This window comes from Pedobacter deserti (assembly GCF_024436415.1).
GTDB lineage: Bacteria > Bacteroidota > Bacteroidia > Sphingobacteriales > Sphingobacteriaceae > Pedobacter > Pedobacter faecalis.
Window position 1 is genome coordinate 3,024,257 of sequence record NZ_JAFMZQ010000001.1, and the last position, 19,078, is coordinate 3,043,334.

At 43.7% G+C, this 19,078-nt stretch carries 22 protein-coding genes and 1 tRNA gene; 12 read left to right on the plus strand and 11 right to left on the minus strand.

Annotated features, from left to right (window positions below):
* The first annotated feature begins 32 nt into the window (after positions 1-32).
* Positions 33-794 (plus strand): DUF3575 domain-containing protein, encoded by a 762-nt coding sequence (locus J3P40_RS13685; RefSeq protein ID WP_256006679.1) that lies wholly within the window; start codon positions 33-35, stop codon positions 792-794.
* A 2-nt stretch (positions 795-796) separates the two neighbouring features.
* On the opposite strand, the gene J3P40_RS13690 is transcribed toward J3P40_RS13685, so the two are convergent.
* The gene (locus J3P40_RS13690; RefSeq protein ID WP_256006680.1) at positions 797-1,783 is read right to left on the minus strand and encodes a D-alanine--D-alanine ligase; all 987 of its coding nucleotides are present in this window, start codon (positions 1,781-1,783) and stop codon (positions 797-799) included.
* Positions 1,784-1,890: 107 nt separating this feature from the next.
* On the opposite strand from J3P40_RS13690, the gene J3P40_RS13695 reads away from it, so the two are divergent.
* From J3P40_RS13695 to J3P40_RS13720, 6 genes are all read left to right on the plus strand, one after another.
* Positions 1,891-2,673 carry a PASTA domain-containing protein gene (locus tag J3P40_RS13695; protein ID WP_256006681.1) on the plus strand — a complete coding sequence of 261 codons (783 nt, stop codon included), beginning with the start codon at positions 1,891-1,893 and terminating at the stop codon, positions 2,671-2,673.
* A gap of 27 nt (positions 2,674-2,700) precedes the next feature.
* Complete coding sequence (mltG, locus tag J3P40_RS13700; protein WP_256006682.1) at positions 2,701-3,759, plus strand: endolytic transglycosylase MltG; 1,059 nt, start codon at positions 2,701-2,703, stop codon at positions 3,757-3,759.
* Positions 3,760-3,766: 7 nt separating this feature from the next.
* Positions 3,767-4,174: an acyl-CoA thioesterase gene (locus J3P40_RS13705; RefSeq protein ID WP_256006684.1), complete on the plus strand. Its 408-nt coding sequence runs from the start codon at positions 3,767-3,769 to the stop codon at positions 4,172-4,174.
* Between the two features lie 8 nt (positions 4,175-4,182).
* On the plus strand, positions 4,183-5,175 hold the full coding sequence (locus J3P40_RS13710) for a YihY/virulence factor BrkB family protein (protein WP_256006685.1): 993 nt from the start codon (positions 4,183-4,185) through the stop codon (positions 5,173-5,175).
* A 95-nt stretch (positions 5,176-5,270) separates the two neighbouring features.
* Positions 5,271-5,355 (plus strand) — tRNA-Ser (locus J3P40_RS13715).
* A gap of 358 nt (positions 5,356-5,713) precedes the next feature.
* Positions 5,714-6,931, plus strand: coding sequence for a site-specific integrase (locus J3P40_RS13720; protein ID WP_256006686.1), 1,218 nt, complete (start codon positions 5,714-5,716; stop codon positions 6,929-6,931).
* Positions 6,932-7,022: 91 nt separating this feature from the next.
* On the opposite strand, the gene J3P40_RS13725 is transcribed toward J3P40_RS13720, so the two are convergent.
* The 3 genes from J3P40_RS13725 to J3P40_RS13735 form a co-directional block, all read right to left on the minus strand.
* Entirely contained in the window at positions 7,023-7,322 is a 300-nt protein-coding gene (locus J3P40_RS13725) for a hypothetical protein (RefSeq protein ID WP_256006687.1), read from the minus strand.
* On the minus strand, positions 7,319-7,576 hold the full coding sequence (locus J3P40_RS13730) for a helix-turn-helix domain-containing protein (RefSeq protein WP_256006688.1): 258 nt from the start codon (positions 7,574-7,576) through the stop codon (positions 7,319-7,321). Before J3P40_RS13730 ends, J3P40_RS13725 begins: the two co-directional genes overlap by 4 nt.
* Positions 7,577-7,891: 315 nt before the next feature.
* Complete coding sequence (locus J3P40_RS13735; RefSeq protein WP_256006690.1) at positions 7,892-8,278, minus strand: NAD-dependent epimerase/dehydratase family protein; 387 nt, start codon at positions 8,276-8,278, stop codon at positions 7,892-7,894.
* Between the two features lie 514 nt (positions 8,279-8,792).
* Here J3P40_RS13735 and J3P40_RS13740 point away from each other — a divergent pair.
* Both J3P40_RS13740 and J3P40_RS13745 read left to right on the plus strand, forming a co-directional pair.
* Positions 8,793-9,803 (plus strand): HamA C-terminal domain-containing protein, encoded by a 1,011-nt coding sequence (locus J3P40_RS13740; RefSeq protein WP_256006691.1) that lies wholly within the window; start codon positions 8,793-8,795, stop codon positions 9,801-9,803.
* 121 nt (positions 9,804-9,924) lie between these two features.
* Positions 9,925-12,381, plus strand: coding sequence for a DEAD/DEAH box helicase (locus tag J3P40_RS13745; RefSeq protein WP_256006692.1), 2,457 nt, complete (start codon positions 9,925-9,927; stop codon positions 12,379-12,381).
* 1,591 nt (positions 12,382-13,972) lie between these two features.
* Here J3P40_RS13745 and J3P40_RS13750 read toward each other — a convergent pair.
* Positions 13,973-14,293, minus strand: coding sequence for a hypothetical protein (locus J3P40_RS13750; protein ID WP_256006693.1), 321 nt, complete (start codon positions 14,291-14,293; stop codon positions 13,973-13,975).
* 326 nt (positions 14,294-14,619) lie between these two features.
* On the opposite strand from J3P40_RS13750, the gene J3P40_RS13755 reads away from it, so the two are divergent.
* The 3 genes from J3P40_RS13755 (at position 14,620) to J3P40_RS13765 (ending at position 15,689) form a co-directional block, all read left to right on the plus strand.
* Entirely contained in the window at positions 14,620-14,835 is a 216-nt protein-coding gene (locus J3P40_RS13755) for a hypothetical protein (RefSeq protein ID WP_256006694.1), read from the plus strand.
* Positions 14,836-14,910: 75 nt separating this feature from the next.
* The gene (locus J3P40_RS13760) at positions 14,911-15,141 is read left to right on the plus strand and encodes a hypothetical protein (RefSeq protein ID WP_256006695.1); all 231 of its coding nucleotides are present in this window, start codon (positions 14,911-14,913) and stop codon (positions 15,139-15,141) included.
* 344 nt (positions 15,142-15,485) lie between these two features.
* Entirely contained in the window at positions 15,486-15,689 is a 204-nt protein-coding gene (locus J3P40_RS13765; RefSeq protein ID WP_256006696.1) for a DUF3606 domain-containing protein, read from the plus strand.
* 61 nt (positions 15,690-15,750) lie between these two features.
* On the opposite strand, the gene J3P40_RS13770 is transcribed toward J3P40_RS13765, so the two are convergent.
* From J3P40_RS13770 to J3P40_RS13795, 6 genes are all read right to left on the minus strand, one after another.
* Entirely contained in the window at positions 15,751-15,918 is a 168-nt protein-coding gene (locus tag J3P40_RS13770) for an ATP-binding protein (protein WP_370687733.1), read from the minus strand.
* Positions 15,906-16,061 (minus strand): ATP-binding protein, encoded by a 156-nt coding sequence (locus J3P40_RS13775; protein ID WP_256006699.1) that lies wholly within the window; start codon positions 16,059-16,061, stop codon positions 15,906-15,908. The genes J3P40_RS13770 and J3P40_RS13775 overlap by 13 nt, the downstream gene beginning before the upstream one ends.
* Before the next feature lie 89 nt (positions 16,062-16,150).
* The gene (locus tag J3P40_RS13780) at positions 16,151-16,702 is read right to left on the minus strand and encodes a DUF1572 family protein (RefSeq protein WP_256006701.1); all 552 of its coding nucleotides are present in this window, start codon (positions 16,700-16,702) and stop codon (positions 16,151-16,153) included.
* 8 nt (positions 16,703-16,710) lie between these two features.
* Complete coding sequence (locus J3P40_RS13785; protein WP_256006702.1) at positions 16,711-17,268, minus strand: hypothetical protein; 558 nt, start codon at positions 17,266-17,268, stop codon at positions 16,711-16,713.
* Between the two features lie 12 nt (positions 17,269-17,280).
* Positions 17,281-18,042 (minus strand): SDR family oxidoreductase, encoded by a 762-nt coding sequence (locus tag J3P40_RS13790; RefSeq protein WP_256006704.1) that lies wholly within the window; start codon positions 18,040-18,042, stop codon positions 17,281-17,283.
* Between the two features lie 57 nt (positions 18,043-18,099).
* Positions 18,100-19,029, minus strand: coding sequence for a ketopantoate reductase family protein (locus tag J3P40_RS13795; protein ID WP_256006705.1), 930 nt, complete (start codon positions 19,027-19,029; stop codon positions 18,100-18,102).
* Between the last annotated feature and the right edge of the window lie 49 nt (positions 19,030-19,078).

The following is a 19,078-nucleotide window of genomic DNA, read 5'->3' on the forward strand; positions in this document are numbered from 1 at the left end:
TATTTGATAACAAACCAAATATATAAACCATCATGAAACAAACAATCTCTAAAACCGCAGGCATAGGAATCTTATTCCTTATGTTTGGAACTACCCTTACTTCTAAAGCTCAGGAAGCGGCAGAAAGCAAGAACATCGTAAAAATAAACGTTCCTGCCCTCTTTTTAAAAAACTACTCTTTCCAATACGAGCGGGCCATTGGAGAAAAAATGTCGATAGGCGGGGGAATCAAGTTTTCGCCTAAGTCGAGTGTCCCGCTAAAATCAAGGCTGGAATCCCTGATAGACGACGAAGAGGCCTGGGAAAGCATCAGCCAGTTTAAAACCGGGAATTTTGCGATCACACCCGAACTCAGGTTTTACCTCGGAAAGAAAGTATTTCAAGGATTTTACATTGCACCATACGCCAGATTTGCCACGTACACCGCCGAAGTGCCTTTTAAGTTTGACGTAGATGTCATGGGTACTACCTACACCGAAACGATGCCCCTTAGTGGCGACATCACTACACTGTCGGGCGGCATCCTTTTAGGATCTCAATTTAAAATTGCTAAACGTCTGCATCTCGACTGGTGGATCTTAGGCGCCCATTACGGAACCTCATCAGGCAACATATCGGGCACTAAGACACTTAGTAACGAAGAACAGCAGGCCTTGCGCGAACAACTGGCAGAACTTGAAGATCTTCCTCTGGTGAAAACCAAATATACCGTAGACGGCAACGGTGCCAAAGTAGACTTCGACGGCCCATGGGCAGGGCTCAGGGCTGGTCTTAGTGTAGGCTTCCGCTTCTGACCTTAGCCGATCGTTTCACGAATAAGTTTTGTATAAAAATCATTAAGCTTCATTCCCATGGCAGCTACCTGCTGGGGAATGAAGCTTGTTGCCGTTTGGCCCGGTATGGTATTGATCTCAATGAAATAAAAGTCGCCCTCATCACCTGTTAATATAAAGTCAATACGTACAACTCCCCTGCAATTCAGCTTTCTGTAAACCGACCTGGCTATATCGGCAACGCGCTCGCGTGTTTCAGGCCGTAACAGCGCTGGCGTGGTTTCTGTAGCCACGCCTGGTGTATACTTGGCCTCAAAATCAAAAAACTCCTTCTTTGTTTCCACCTCAGTAGCCGGCAACACAACAATGTCTCCGTCCAATTTGGCGACGCCAATGGTGAATTCCCGCCCCTGAATAAACTCCTCGATCAGCACCTGACTATCTTCTTTGAACGCTTTGTCGACCGCCTCTTCAAGATCATCTGCACGGACCACCTTACTCATGCCTATGCTGCTTCCTCCATTGTTTGGCTTTACAAAGAAAGGAAGCTTAAGATCTGCTTTGAGCTGATTGAAATCATGATCGCCACCCTTGAAAATCTGAGCAGACCTGGCAATGTTCAAACCAGGCAAACCATTCACCACAGCCTTAGTATAACCCTTGTTCATCGTTATTGCAGAAGTCAGCGCATCGCAGGTGGTATAAGGCAAACCTAGCATATCAAAATAGCCCTGCAGCTTTCCGTCCTCACCCGGCGAGCCATGTATGCAGATAAAGACACCGTCAAAGGTGATCCGACGCCCGCGTATGGTCAGCGAGAAATCGTTACGGTCCACCTCAATCTTCATGGAATCCGCAGGTTCATAGAACCAGCCCTGCTGTGTAAGCATGATCTTGTATACCTCGAATTTGTCAGGATCCAGATTTTGCGCGATCGTCGCAGCACTTTTTACGGATATCACCCATTCTCCTGTAGTTCCGCCTGTAAGCAAGGCTATCGTTTTTTTCATTGACGGTTGTATTTTACCTTCCGCAAACTTATGTAATTCCGGCTATTTTAATTCCAATAAGAAAATATTTTAAGCTAAATTTGGCACACATATCTCGGAACCGAAGCATGAGTAAATTCATATCCTACCTTAAAACAAAATCATTTCGAAACAACCTGATCGCAGCGGTACTAACCGTGGCTATCATCTTGTTTATCGCATTTTTCAGTTTACGGTACTATACTAAACATGGTCAGGGACTCAATGTACCCGTGTTAAAAGGGCTGAGCTTCCTGCAGGCGGTCGATAAGCTGGACCAACTTGGACTTCGTTATGAAGTGGACTCCGTTTATGTAATGGACATGCCCCCGGGAACGGTGCTCGACCAGGACCCGAACCCCAATACCTTTGTAAAAGACAACCGCACCATATACCTTACGGTGAGTATGAATACGGCGCCCAACGTGAAGTTTCCCGACGTAGTGTTTAAATCTTTAAGGCAAGCCAAAGCCATTATCGAAAGTTTCGGTCTTAAGCTTGGCGATACCACCTACAAACCCGATGTAAGTCGCGATGTAGTTCTCGAAGCCCAGTTCGGCGGGCAGTCGATAGCGGTGGGCCAGACCTTACCAAAGGGATCGAAAATTGATTTTGTTCTGGGCGACGGAAAAGGAAACGAGGAAGTTGACATTCCGACCTTACTCGGTTTAACCAAAGACGAAGCGCTCTTTGCCCTAAAAGGTGGTGCAGGCCTCACCTTAGGAACAATTACCTACGAAGGCAACATCACAGACTCCGCGTCGGCAGTGGTTGTTCGTCAGGACCCAATGCTTACCGACTCGGTAACCAAAGTAAAGCTTGGTACACCAGTAAACATTACGCTGTCCAACCAGCTCAGACAGCCGTTTTAACGTAAATTAAAGAACTACATCACCTATATGAATTCCGATCACAAACAAGCAAAAAGCCATACCAAGTTCAGGGCAATTATCGGCCTGTTACTTATTGCATTGGTCCTAGTCGCCTATTTTGGCTTCCAGTTTTACCGCGTATATTTTTCGCCGAACGTAAGCGGTGAAGAAGAATATCTGTATGTACCCACCGGGTCTAACATCGACGACCTGTACAAAGATCTGGAACGTAACGAAGCGCTGCTAAACCTGAGCACCTTTAAGGAGGCGGCGGGAAAAATGGATCTAGCCCAGGCATTAAAACCCGGACGGTATAAACTGGCTAAAGGCGCAAACAACCGGATCATCATCAATAAGCTTAAAGCAGGAAACCAGGACCCGGTGATGCTGAAAATCCAGGGTTTTCGGAAAAAAGAGAACCTTGCCGGTGCGCTTTCAAGAAAGCTTGAGCCAGATTCCGCAGCTTTTTTACAACTGTTAGACTCGGCTGCACTAATAGAAAAGTACGGCTTCAATAAAGACAACAGCTATGCGATGTTTATTCCAAACACCTATGAGATGTACTGGAATACATCGGCGACTGAATTTTTCGAGCGCATGCACAAAGAGTACGAGAAGTTCTGGAACAATGAACGTAAGCAGAAAGCTGCGGCGCTGAACCTAACGCCAATTGAAGTTTCGATTCTCGCCTCGATCGTAGATGCAGAGGCTTTGTACGACAAGGAAATGCCGATCATAGCAGGCTTATACCTCAACCGGCTGAACAAGGGCATACTCCTTCAGGCCGACCCAACGGTAATCTTTGCCAGTGATGATTTCACTGTAAAGCGCGTAACCAATGCTTTGCTGAAAGTAGAGTCGAGGTACAACACCTATAGGTACGCTGGCCTGCCCCCGGGCCCTATCATGATGCCAAGCATAGCCGCAATAGACGCCGTGCTCAATAAAGACGACAACAATTACATCTATATGTGCGCTAAGGAAGATTTTTCCGGTTATCACAACTTTGCGGTAACAGTTCAGGAACATGAGCGCAACGCCAGGAAATATCGTGAAGCGCTGAACAAACGCAATATTTATAAATAACAGACCGATGTATCAGCACAGCACGAAGATCAGGGTTAGATACGGCGAAACAGATCAGATGGGCTACGTGTACTATGGAAACTACGCCGAGTTTTACGAAGTAGCACGAGTGGAAATGCTGAGGAGCCTGGGGATGGACTACGCTTCGATGGAGCGTGAAGGCGTGATGATGCCCGTGCTGGAAATGAACTGCAAATACATAAAGCCAGCCCGTTATGATCAGGAAATCACTATTGTCACCACCGTAGAAGAACTTCCAGGGGTTCGCATTCGTTTCAAGTACGAACTGTTTAATGAAAGTGAGGAACTGATACACATCGGTCACACCACGCTGGTTTTTGTTGATATGGAAAAGAACAAGCCCTGTATGCCGCCTGAAAACTTCATGGAAAAGATGCGTCCACACTATAAGTAACCAGCAACATGGAATGGGTACATAAACAGCTGCTGCGTATTAAATTTTATGCGATGTTTATCGACTGGACAAAAGTTTGCGTACTGCCCGGCTTTAGTCCCCTACCCCTATACACCGTAGCCACGTTCTTCTTCAAGGAAATTGGAAAAGACTCGCTGGTCAACAAAGCCTCTAGCCTGGCCTATAACTTCATGCTGGCCATCTTCCCGGCCATCATCTTCCTTTTTACACTCATTCCCTTCATTCCAAAAAGAATCGGCTTCCAGGAGCAACTCATGAACCTGATCATTCTGGTGCTGCCAGAAGAGGCCTATGCGGCTTTCAAGACCACGCTCGACGAGATCGTGAACCAGCAGAACAGCGGACTCTTGTCTTTCGGTTTTCTTCTCTCGCTTTTCTTTGCAACAAACGGCGTTCATAACCTCATGATGGCCTTTAACAAGTCGTCGTTGATTATAGAAACTAGGAGCTGGATTAGACAAAGACTTATAGCCATCGTTTTAACGCTTGTGATCGCCTTTTCTGTAATTGTATGCATCGTTGCCATGACCGTTGGCGAAATAGCACTCAACTACATTGATAACACCTTAAACCTCAAAGACACGTTGACCACCTACGCCATTCAGCTAACGCGGTGGGCTTTGCTGGGTATACTGTATTTTGTTACCATTTCCATTCTGTATCGTTACGGACCCGCGCATGCCAAAAAATGGAAATTCTTCAGTGCCGGGTCCTGGCTGGCAACCATCCTTGCCTTTTTTACGATATGGGGCTTCTCGTTCTACATCAACAACTTCGGTTCGTACAATAAAGTCTACGGTTCCATAGGTACACTTATCGTTATCATGATTTGGTTGTACCTAAACTCCCTGATCCTTCTCGTCGGATTTGAGTTAAATGCCAGTGTAGACCTGTCCAAACGCAGCGTTAAAATCATTAAACCGAATTTCAACGTATTCAAAAAACCTGAACCCGCAGAAGGGAAACTGGAAAAGAAATAAAATTTTTCATTCTCAGTTTTAAGGCTTTATCTCATTTTCCTCAAAAAAAGTATTCAGCAGTTTGCAGAATCAAGTCGTATTTGTACTTTTGCGCCGGAGAGTTGGCAGAGTGGTCGATTGCGGCAGTCTTGAAAACTGTTGAGTGTAATAGCTCCGGGGGTTCGAATCCCTCACTCTCCGCTGAGTATAAATTGAAGGTAAAAGCGTCATTCGTGGCAAAATGACTTCAAGAATACGAAAAACAGGCCTGACGAGGGTTTAAACCCAGGGTTCATATCCCGTCTGGTCCGCAAAAAATACTATTTAAGAGTAGAAAGCCTGTAGGTCACCTGATCTACAGGCTTTTTTTATGCATGTAAATGTGTCAAAATTGTCATTAATGCACCTTACTGTAAGCGTAAATCGTGGCAAAAGAGATTTCAGAAAAAAATTGCCACGATTATCGATGTAACTCATTGATAACGAACATGTTCATCAGGTTAACATCTTGATTCGCAGCCGCTTCAATCCGATATTAGTACACTTAATTTTTACCACTATGTTGGAAAGAAGCTTCGGGTTGTTGTTTTTCCTGAAACAATCAAAAACAAAATCAAAAACTGCACGGTACATCTATCTCAGGATCACCGTTGACGGCATCGCCAAAGAATTCTCTACCAAAAGGACATGGACCGAAGATCGATGGTCACAGGACGTTGGCCGCGCGCTTGGAAACAAGGAGGACGCAAAAACGGTTAACGCCTATCTTGACACTCTTACGGCAAAAGTTTATCGGATCAAAGCGGAACTTTTGGAAACCGGTAAGCAGATCACCGCAGAAGCCATCAAAGATTATTTGCAGGGAAAAGTTGATGCTAAAAAAATGATCCTGGAACTGTTTGCCGAGCACAATGCAGAAATGAAAGCCTTGGAAGGCCGCGAATTCGCACCAGGAACCGTTCAGCGTTATGCTGTATGTTTAACGCATACACGCAATTTCATGTTTTGGAAGTACGGGCGCAACGATATGGAAATAGGTGAACTTGATTATGAGTTCATAGAGAAGTTCTGCTTCTATCTGAGAACGGTTCGCAACTGCGATCACAACTCAACCATGAAGTATCTGGCCAATTTTAAAAAGATCGTTTTAAGCTGCGTCAAAAAGGGCTGGCTCCCGAGAGATCCTTTCCTGAATTTCAGTCTTGCCCGGAAACCCGTGGAACGGTTGGCGCTGTCTCAAAGCGAACTTCAGCGCATCGCCTCAAAAGAAATTGAACTCGGGCGCCTCGAGGCCGTAAGAGATTGTTTCATGTTTTGCTGTTACACCGGTCTTGCCTATATAGATGCAGCGAATTTAAAACAGGAGCACATCGTTCGGTTCGATGATGGCACGCTTTGGATAGACAGCAAACGGCAGAAAACCGGAAGCCCGGTGCGTCTTCCCCTACTGCCTGCGGCATATGCTATACTGGAGAAATACAATGAGCACCCCTGCCGAAAAGATCATGGTCAGATACTTCCCATTTCAAGCAATCAGAAAATGAATGCCTATCTGAAGGAAATTCAAACCATGTGCGGTATTACTAAGGAACTTACATTTCACATCGCCCGGCATACCTTTGCGACAACGGTTACGCTTCGCAATGGTGTTCCCATCGAAACGGTGTCTAAGATGCTCGGGCATAGTTCCATCAAGCAGACACAGCATTATGCGAAGATGTGTGATGAAAGGATCAGTAAAGACATGAATGCCCTTGCTGCGATATTAAACACGTAAAGTTGCCCTATGAAAAAGTGGCTGTCGAAACGCCCAACACTTCACCAGCAAGAATCTGCTTGAGATAATAGCGTAAAAGTGACAGCCACTTCTATTTCATTAAAAGTTTTACTTTGCTACCCAGCATTGGATGGTAGCTCGGGGAATACACGATATACCCCATTGTTTGCAGCTCCTTCATATATTTGTGATAGGTAGGTATACTCCTCAGCCGGGCCAGTTCCATCACCCGCTTTCTGCTGATTCGGATCGAATCCAGGCTCATCGCCGTTTTTTCGTCAGCCGCCGCTATCTCGGAAATGGCCAAAAGAATGCTCCTGTGCCATATGGTTATCCGCTGATCCCCGTTAATCTTCGCACGGAGTTGCTTCATTAGTTGCGTTTTCATCATGACTTCCGTTTAGACAATAAATCATTTACTTCCTTAGCGGGATAACGGTACCCGCGCGCACTGAGTTTCTTCGGGTTCAAAATGCCTTGGATTCTCAAGGAACGCAGGGTACCTGCCGAAATATTAAGCAGCTTCCTGACCTCCGAGCTTTTATACAAACCCTGTACTTTGGGTCCTTCAAAATACGGCGCCAGATAATCCTTGATCTCTGCAAGCAGCTCCCTTTTTAAAAATTCAATCTCTCCTCTTTCCATATACACGTGTTTAATAAAATCTAATTTTCGCCTGCAACATAAGAAGCGTTTTCTCTGCCAGACACTTTGCTAGTTCGAAAATGATCATAAGTTCACAGAACAAATCACATGTGGGAAATCTAGGCACTCCACAGCATGACGTCAATTATGACATCTGCAGATAAACACCGATTAAGATATCCACATTGTGCAGCAGTGAAAGAAGTAACGGATCGTGCACTCAAAGACGCTACCTGATGGTCGTTACACTCCAGTCTGGTCGATGTTGCCGAACAAGACTTAAAGTAGATAGAAAAAGTACGATGCCAAATAATCTTAAAAAGAGGAAGTCAGTACAACTCTTTTAACTCCGGCATGGTTGGCTGCCCGCAGCACCCGCAATGCCCCGTCTCTAGCTGGAACAATCAATTCATTTTCATCCGCAGGTTCACCCGACGGAAAAGGGGAAGCAATATGTAACACATAATCACACCCTGTGACTGCTTCGTTCCAACCCTTGTCACTGGTCAGGTCAGCTTCAAAAAAAATGAGACGGCTGAACTCATCCACGCCCCCTTCCCGCAACGCATTTAAAATTATATCCTTTTTATCCAGAGAACGTAAAGTCGTGTTGACTGAATACCCCTGAAGTAATAATTGTAAGATGGTATGGATACCAACAAAACCGGTTCCTCCGGTTACTAAAACTGTCTGACTGTTCATGATTCTTTATTTTGTGATGCAAAATTCACCAAAAAACAGATAACTTGCTTTGTTGTAAAGTCCGGTTTACCTTTGTTAGAAAGTCCGGATAATGCAACATTCCATATCATAGATTAGAACCTAAAAACAATACTATCGGATGAAGTTCAGGTTGTCTACAGACTCATACTAAATATTTTGGAATTGAACGCCATGTTAATTATTAAACAAGGTATGCAAATTCGCATGATGCGAGAACTGAGCAGCGGGCTTGCGAACAGCTATAATTACGCTCCATCGCATTCCCGCATCATCAACCAGACAGCTACAGGCGGCGATCATATTAGAATCCTCGTTTAAAAAAGGCTTAACTTCTGTAAGAGCGAATAGAACGATTGATCTTCTGAACACATGACCTCCGTAAGTACATATATAACTAAAATTTTTATGAATATTTGATAACGAACATTTCTTTTTGTAAAATTATACTCGAAATAGTTGTTACAAAACAACATCATGCTCATTTACTATATTAATGACCTCAGAAAACCCTATAAGCCTAACTGCGATTGAGCTAGTCGGCCAGCACCAAACTGGATTTAAGACACGACTCAAAGAGATAGCATTCGACTGGAAGACCGATGGCTTACGAGCAGAAGGAAGTTTTTTTTATTTAGCTTTTCACGATGGGCAACCTACACAAGATCAATTTGTAGAATTTATATATTATCAAGTAATACCATTTTGTTTAGACAGAGGCTACATAAAGGAAAGCTTTGAAAAAGTTGGGGCTGGGGATCACCAAGTCGCAATGAAGATAACTGACGAGGCTAAAAATTTGTTCATAAATGCCAAAAAGAAGAATAAGAAAACTGGGGAACCTGGAGAAATTATTCTTTTTGCACTTCTTGAATATGCGTTAGGAGCACCACGAGTGCTAAGTAAAATGCAGTTGAAGACCAATAGAAATATGGAAGTGTACGGAAGCGATGGCATACATCTAAAATTTGATACCACCGATGGCCATTTATATTTATACTGGGGAGAAGCTAAGCTTTATCAGAATTTATCCAAAGCAATAAACCGAATAGCTCTTTCGGTAAAAGGATACATGACCAAAGATGGAAAAGGTAAAACTGGCAGAGATTACGATATAAGCCTTATCGAGAGACATTCGGACTTAGGAAATGAGGATGCCACCCAATCGCTGATAAAATTCTTAGATCCTTATCAAGAAAACCATGAAAAGCTAAGAGAAGTGTATGCGTGTGTAGCGATCTGGAATACTAAAATATATGAAGCGCTAGAGGGCTGCTCACCAGAACAGGCAGAAGATATTTTCAAGGAAAAATATGGACTGGAAATTAGCACTGCCTGCGAATCTTTTAAGAAGAAAATACATGCACACTCGCTCCAGAATTTGCGATTCCATTTTTTTCTAGTTCCTATTAAAAATGCACAGGATTTTAGAAAGCTTTTCTGCGATAAGATAGGTATCGAATTTGAGGATGAGTTAGAAGACGAATTAGATGGCGATGATGACTAATAACACCCTTTACTCTCTAACATCTGATAGTATTTGGGCTAACCCAAAATTTCAATCAGAGTATTCAAGGCTTTATTTTTCAAGTGTATATGATTCGTTTCTAAACTCGAGACATGACGGCATGCCCACGGATTTGGAAATTAAAAGATTAATACAATCTGCCGCAATACTTTCCTTGTCTGATGAAACGGCTCATAGAAGGGCAGCTTACCGAATCGCGATATCGGCTTGGAAGCTTTATAAAATTGGGGATATACAACTAGCCAACGTGATTCATGTGATCTTAGCAAGGTTAGGAAATTTCCCCGCGGCCGAATTTATGTTTAAAGAATCGCAGATTCCTAAAAACTACGACATTCCTGCTGGACTCTTATTTGAATTGGTGGAACATGAACAAAAAAACACGATAAATTTATCTGATCAAAACGTATTACTAACTGATTTTCAGAAAAGGCTATGGGATAGTTTTGAAAATCAAAACTTGTTGTCTATATCAGCACCAACTTCAGCGGGAAAATCTTTTACCCTACAAAAATTTCTGATTAATGAATTGGTAAACAACAATGCGAACTTTATAGTTTACCTAGTACCATCTCGCGCACTATTAGGACAAATCGCGGAAGCGTTATCTCAATCTTTGACTTCACTAGGTTTAGAAATTCCTGTAATAACTATTCCTGAAACAAAAGAGAGTTTGAATTTAAGCCGCGGGATTTATGTTTTTACGCAAGAACGTGCTTACGCCCTGTTAGCACTTGAGAATAATATTTACTTTGATATCATTGTCGTAGATGAAGCTCAGACTATAAATGCAGGAGCCCGCGGTGTCCTCTTGCAGGTAGTTATTGAACAATTAATACTTAAGAACCCGAAGTCAAAATTCTTTTTTGGTTCTCCGTTTTCAAATAACCCGAATTATTTTTCGTTCATGTTTGAGCAGGATCTCCATCCTGTAAAAGAACAAGAAAGCCCTGTTATACAAAACCTTATCGGAGCGGATACTGTCGCTGGATCAAATACAGTAGAACTTAAATTATACGATAATGGTAAGTTTACCCAATTAACCACGATAAAATTGGAAAAAGATCTGCCTGACGAAAAATCTTTGTTCTCATACCTTTGCTTCTATCTAGGGACAAACGCAAAAAATATTATTTATGCAGGAAGTCCATCTGCCTGCGAAGATGTGGCAGATAAGATTAGGCAGTGGATCGACGCCGATAACGAGGTAAAAGGAGTTAATCATTTAGAAAACATAAGCGATGATACCCGTGACTTGGTGCAATTTATCAAAGATCATATTCATCCAAAATATTTTCTTGCAGACATTGTCGAGCGAGGTGTTTCTTTTCACTACGGCAAAATGCCAGCAGTATTACGTCGCGCATTAGAAGAACATTTTTCTGATAATCCAGACATGAAACATCTAGTTTGCACTAGCACGTTGTTACACGGCGTCAACCTGCCCGCGAAAAACTTATTTCTACTAAAGCCATCGGAAGGTAACAAATGGTTGACTAATAACGCTGAATCTATAAGCGCCCCTTCATTTTGGAACTTAGCAGGTAGAGCAGGACGTTTAGGGAAAGACTTTGAGGGAAACGTCTTCTTAGTTAATCGAAAAGAATGGAAGGAAAATCCCTTAGAGGGAGAAAGAGAACAAGTCATTCATGCTTCATTTTATAAAATTTTAAGTAGTCATCGAGATTCAATACTTCAAATTGCTAAATCAGAAGTTGAAAGCCTGAAAGGCTTGGAAGATGGAGAAACCGCAGAAAGTGCTTTCGTTAAATTATACAGTGATTATCGTCGAGGTGCACTTGAAAAAACTTTCCTAAGATCTCCAGAAAGATTATCAGCGGGTTATCTAGAAGAGTTGAAAACCGCATTTGAAAGCCTAAATTTCGATGTGCCTGATGAAATTATTCAAAATAATATAGGAATCTCGCCACATAGACAGCAGAGGATGTTAGATTACATGCTTAAATGTGTTCAAAAAAATGACTCCGAAAAACTCATACCCTTACATCCCTTGGCAGATGCTTGGAAAAACTATGTTAGGATATTTAGTCGATTTGAAAAGTATTTTGATGGGCGAGAAAAAGCGACGAAAATCCCAAAGAGGCTGGCTTCAATGTCACTGTCGTGGATGAGAGGCGATTCATATCCAATAATTATAAAAAAGCAGGAAGAATTAAGCAATTCAGAAAACTTGCCTAAAATCATTCGTGAAACTATGGAGACAATTGAAAATGTTATTCGATTTAGACTAGTCCAATATACTAAGTGCTACATTGAACTGTTGAAACACGTTTTGATATTAAATGGACAAAATGATAAAGCTCAAAAAATTCCATCACTTCCTCTTTATTTAGAAATAGGTGCGGCTTCAGGGACTATGATTAGCCTTATTGGTATAGGCTTCTCCCGTACAACTGCGAGCATCATAAATGATAAGGCTGCTGACAAGGGTATGGATAGACAGCAGAGTTACAATTGGCTACGCAGGGAAAATTGGGACGCGTCAGATATCCCTAGGGTCTGTAAACATGAGATCCGAAGCATTCTAAGCAAGTAGGCACCTGTACAATCAACAAAGAGCGGATCAGAATTCTGATCCGCTCTTTGTACTCCAACGATATAATTTTCAAAGGCACCTACAAACTGTATTTCAAACAGCACAAGACGTAATTTATCCTCCTAAGGTCAATCTTCGAGGCAATTAATTATAAATGTCAGCTAAATTTCAATGCATTAAGCATTTCAATAACTGTGGCGAGATCTAGGTGATGTCCAATTCTGGATGACTGAAGTTTTCTGATTGCATTGTCAATTTGGATATTCCTTTGTAGAAAAAGATAAGCAGCAAAATCAGCCGGAAAGTTATCAGCATCTTTCCCTGGAAAGGCTGTATTAAAATGTTTCTTAAGAGAGTCGATATCATGTTGAGTCATCTATGCTGGATTTAGAGTAAAACAAATATATATAGAATTTGGCTTTTTCTAATGAAACAGTTAATAGCGTGTATATTACAATGAATGTGACCCCTGTATTTCAATCCAACGTGGCCGCTTAGGGAGTCTGGATTTTATCAGTCTGGCTTGACCGCTTTGATTCCGAAGTTAATGAACTCTGGAAGATCTAACAAGTTCTGGAGCTTCTTAGCCAAAAACCACCCAGTCGAAACAAGCCTTTTTAAAGGCGTCAAATATCCGATCTGTAGTCCGTATCCAGATTAAGGAGATCTCTAATCTGTGCGCCTAAAAACTCTCAATTTTGAAACATATATTCCATATCACCTCAGGTTAAAAACCGCCTCTAGAGGTCAAAACGGCCACTTTCGTGTGTAATGGAGGGGTCAGTTTGAAGGGTATAAAATGGTCAGATTAGTGGGTAGGAACTGTACACTTTTGTTGAAACTCCCACCTACAGGCTAAAATAGAAAAAAAGCTGCAGAAAGATTGCGGGCTACTCATGAAAAATTTTACGATATAGAAACCTGGCGCTCAATACAAAGCATCCTAGGAGCGGCAGCAAATGTGTCAAAGATTCTTTGGCCGGACCATAAGTACAAAACACGCGGCGAAAGTTTGAGAAGCTTTCTAAAAGTTAAAAAGGACAATCCCCTTTGCAGCAGACATAACTACGAAATTCATAGATCAGCAATACACAGCCCAATACTAAAGGGACATGGAAAAGCTTGTCATCCCAGGTTATCCGCTGTATAGACCGCACAGTTCAACTAAACTCCGCATCCAATTATGTTGCGAAGTGATTAGAGAGTCTACTTTTCGATGTTTGCCTCGTCCTGAATACCTTGTTCCTAGCCGGGTAATTGATGTAACGCAAATAAAATAGCACGCCGAGACCTACTAATGCCGAGAATTTCTACAAAGAAAGGGAAGTTTTGTTGAGAACAGCCTCGTAGTTGCGCTTCGAACTCGGGCATCTAGCTGTAAGCCCTAAGGTTATCTACGATCGATCAAAGTTCAGTCACCAAGATGTTGAGGTGGCTTTTGCCTTCATATGTAAACTCATAAAAGGGATTATCCGTAAGCTTTATTTCACTAATGGGATACGCTACTGGTTTACAAACATTTCCGGTTTCTTTTCTGGTTACTGTATAACTGAGCGTCACTGTGCCTAACTGTCCGACTTCAATTTTATAATTAGGCTGACCGGCAGCTGACGGAAACACAAAAAACTGTAAGGACCCGTTGATGGGATTGTTTGCTGCCCTTTCGTACTTCAAAGTATGTTACAGGTTTTCCGCTACTGACATCGGTCACCACAAAATCCGATCTTTTCAGATCTTTTGCGATGATGAGATTCTGCCCCGTACCTGCTTCTTTAAAAATCAGCGTCAAGTTAGCCCCTGGACTCTCATTCATTAAGTGTTCACATGGGGTGCCTGCTGCATCTCTGTCTTTACATCCCGCAGAGAGAAGCGAGAGAAACAGCGTCACAATCAGCGTGATTCTAAATTCCATAGATTATATTAGCGCTGTATGCTCAAAATTATATATCTCCTCGCGTTTTAACCAACCGAACTTTCCATAACCGGTATTACGCCATGGCATCCGCTTGAACAACGTTTACCGTTATGTTCTGACAATTTCAATTGAATTGATTATACCCTATTTTCGACAGGTACCTTCAATCGGTAGCAAGCCAATTTAATTCAGTTTGAGTAACGAACACATTGATCAAAATTTATTCAACCGTAAAACCTAAACATAAACAAAATGTGAAGGTATTGTAAATTATACCTCTCACTGGCTTTGAGGCATAGAAATTAATTTGGATTAAGTCTACCATGAAAGCCAGATTATTCCATCAAAAGATGCCTAAGGTACTAGACTATGCGGTGGCCATATTCATCAGTTCTGTTCCCAGTTTTGCAGAAGTTGACAACAAGACAAAGGAACTGTACCAGTCTATAACAAAAGGATTGCTCGCCCAGGAACTCAAAGCAAAAAAAAATCTTGCCCAGCGCAACCTGAAGAAGCTCCGCCGTCAAAGAGCATCTTAACATCCGTATACTGGATCGCTTTTAACATTTCCACAGAATGCCTTCCTAACCGATACTTCTGTTATCTTCGCCCCGATGAGTTTGCCGCTGCGTATTACCTTTGAACAAAATGACTACACGTATAAGGTGCTGACCCGCCAGATCACCCGTGACACTACGCTCATCAAAATTGAGCTTAACGGCAAGGAATACGAGCTCACCAAAACGCCGGACAACCACTGGCAGTCGGACGTCACCATTGCTGAAAACGCCCAGCTACTGGCCGCCATCGCCCGCAACCTTTCTTTGCGCTATCGCATATACTAAAATATAAGCCTCGGGTAGCCACAGCCTGTCTGACTGACAGGCTAATTACCAACTTCCAAACTAGTAGCCCACTTCCTCTATATTGCGACTGCGCCCGCAAAGCCTAGCGAAAGCGGTCTGATGTCTACCTGCTTTTCATCGTTAAATATGTATTTGTAAGCCCTAGGGTACAACATCTAAAACGTCCCTCCGTAACATTTCAATAGCCTCATAATTGGGTGAATAATCCGGCAATACAAACTGTGCATATAACGCGGCCTTTTCCATCACCTTTTCCAGGCAGGAAGAAAAGCTGGCAAACAATTTCGCGGCTGACTTGTTTTTAATTTCCTAACCATTTAGTCATGAACAGTCCGATAAATATTCGCAACAAGCAACTGATCGATTTTTCCGAATTCGCAGAGCTGAACTACTGGTCCCTTCAGCTGAAGGCAACCCCCGAAGCCATCAAAACTGCCGCAAGGGCCTGCTGCAGTAATGCAGTCGGGCAAATATCCGAATACCTTCACCGTAAAAAGCAGACGCAGACCAAGCGGTCTGTCGCTTAAAAAATACACAGCAGCGTTCTGGCGACTGTATGCGGACCATCCGTATATATGCCGATCAATACTACTGGCTGGCAGAGGTTTTGTCGAATGCGGGCAATGAAGCAAAAAACACCGTACCGTTTCCTGGTGCACGTTCTGCCCAGATATCGCCCTGATGCCCGCTGATGATCTCACGTGACAAATATAGCCCGATGTCAAGTCCCGAGATGTTCGGCGTCAGTTCATCAATACGATAAAAGCGATTAGAATATGCTTTAGCTTGTCTTCCGGAACGCCGGGTCCGAAATCGCGCACCGCGATCACCACCTTATCTTCCTGGTTTGTGACTTCACCTCGACCGTGTCTGCGTTCCGGGGGGGTGGTCGTTATCACTACTGCACTTAACTATTTGATGACGTCGTTGAATCGTTTAACAGCAAATTTTTATCTATGCTGTTTTGTCCAAAGATTGGCACCGGCAATTATAAGTCCTCTGTAAAATGCCTTTGGCCTTTTTGCTGGCCGAATTTCCGCCCGTTGTATGCACCTGATTGATTGCGCGGAATCGACAAACTTTCCCATTCCGCATCCCTGACCATTTTCGCAATGAATATGATCTGACCGATGTGATAGGGATAGTGGGCAAGTTGCCGGTTGATCGCCTCAAGCACCGTATGCCCGTCGTTGCGGATATAGATGATGGTTTCTAGTTCAGACTGCGTTATATGTGTTAAAGTATCAAAGAGGCACTTCCAGCCGCTGTACCATAAGGTTATCACCTCCTGCCGCGTTGAGGCTGTAACTTCGAATTCTTCATCCCGGTTCCGCCAGGGCTTTTCGCCATCAGAGGTAAGGAAATCCGTAAAGCGCGATCGCATGTTTCCGGAAAGATGCTGAACAATCACTGCGATGCTGTTGCTTTCCGTATTATACTGCCAGAACAACGCCTCATCCGGTACTTGCACCATGGCCTTTTCCCCAAGCAGCTTATAATATTCAAATTGTTTAATCACGCTTGTCAGGTAACTTTCCATATTTCTATCTATTCTTTATGTAATGATTTAGAATGCCCGGCGAATCCCATTATCAACTTAAAAGCCAGCAGTATAAGTAAAAGGCGCACCGGCAAGGCTGACATTTCCAGCACTAGTGTTGCAAGGAGAACCAAGCCAAATAAAAACGTGCTCAAGGGCTTCTGCCTCTCCGTACCGGAAACCCTGATCAACTCACTGGAAAGTGTCATGATGATCAAGCTTAGCATCATAATCTGATCCATTAATTCCTGATATACCCAGGCCAGAAGAGCCGCCTGTATCAAATGTACCCAAATAAACGCATACGGGGAATGGTTTGACTGCCGGTAATAGTCGATCGTACCCCGGGTCAGGTTACTGATCACACCACCGCCAATATCGAGCGAAAGCGCCAGAATGATTACGCTGGCCCAAACGGGCAAATCCCTGCTGAAATATAGATTTACGATACCGACCAATATTGCAAACGAATAAGTCATCAATAAATCAGTAACGCAGGCACTACGCCCATGAAGCTTCCAAAGCAGGGGCGGCAAGTGAATCTTTTTCGTAAAAAGTCCGTGCATATCAAATAACGTTTACCTGCCTCCCGTTACATCAATGAAGATCCCGGTTGAGTATGAAGATCTCTCGGACGACAACCACAAAATTGCCTCAGCCACTTCGCTGGCAAGCCCACCCCTTTTCAACGGAATACTGTCTTTGATCCGATCGACCCGGCCGGGCTCTCCTCCATCTGTATGGATATCCGTGTAAATAAATGCTGGCCGCACCCCGTTCACCCGGATACCGTCCTCGGCAAGCTCTTTAGCGAGCCCAATGGTCAGGGTATCGATAGCCCCCTTGGAAACGGCATAGTCGATATATTCATTTGGCGCTCCGGTCCTGGAAGCGATGGAAGATACATTAACAATCGTTCCGCCAAGTCCCCCATGCTTTGTCGACATCAGGCCGATTGCCTCTCGTGCGCAAAGCATCTGTCCGGTAATATTCGCCGCAAAAATGCGGTTGAGCCGGGCAACATCCATCTCTTCCAGCCGCATCTGGCGCTCAAGGATCCCTGCGTTATTAACCAAAGCATGCAAGCCTCCGAAGACACGCTGAGTTTCTGCGAAAAGACGTTTAACATCTGGCTCCAACGATATATCAACCTGAACGGCAAGGGTCAGGCCACCTCCAGCCTTGATTTCTGCGGTAACCTCTTCGGCCGCCTGCTGATTTTTATGGTATCCTACCACCACCGCAAATCCATTTTGTGCTGCCAGTTTCGCGGTAGCAGCACCTATTCCACGACTGCCACCGGTAATGATCATTGTCTTTAAGTTATCCAGGTTCTTCATGCTTTATAGTATTTACGGTTATAGAGCTTTTTCACTAGGTCTATCATATCAATTAATTTATAACAACATCAAACCGGATTTAAGAAGAATGAGTTCGCCAAACGCCCTGGTTAGCTTTACTTGCTCAATCATGCTCAAACTGTCTGCGATCCGGACTACTTCCATGTTCAATGAATCCATTTCCGTTCTTCTATGGTGTCGGATGTCCTGGAGGGTGGATATTTCCTGGCCCTCGGATACACGGCTGATTTGTAGCATTTGCGCTTCGATCTCGAAAGGATCCGCTATAATTCCTGTGGAATTGGCCACTGCACAGCATTCCTTAATGATCCGCCGGGCAAGATCCCTGGCCTGAAGGCTGCGATGAAAAAGCCCGTTATCCGCCTCAAGCAGAGGACAAACTGAATTAAATACGCAATTGACGATCGCCTTCTTCCAAATCACCAGAGCAATATCCGGCTCCAGCCTAAAATTAAACTGCGAGGTAGAAAGGTGTGAAACGACATCATCAAGAAACCCGCCATCTCCATGTGCGACCCCGATGGGACACGCGCTGACTGGCTTAAACCTAACCAGGCCAGCAGACATGACCTGGCTGGTGACAAACAAGACGCATCGGTACACTGCCGGGAACTGGAGGTCAACAAAAGCCTTTTCTACGCCCAGGCCGTTTTGCAGGATAGTAATAGGAGATTTACCTGTTCTGCCTTGAAGGGATGCAGCCAGCTGGCTGTTCCCGTAGGCTTTGCTGGCAATCACGACAATGCCCTCAAGCATTTCGAAACACTGCAGTGTGGCAACCTCCAATTCAGCCTGTCGAATGGTTCCGTCGGCCAGCTCCACTTCATGTATTTCCATTCGACTGCTGCCATCATCGACACTACCCCTGATCAGGGTAACCCTTCGTCCCGCTGACTTAAGCAGCACCGCCAAGGCCTTGCCCACCGCCCCTGCGCCTATGATATAGATATGTAGATTAAAATCCATGCTCGTTTGCTTTGAAACAAATTTGAAGAAAATAAATAAACGATAGCAG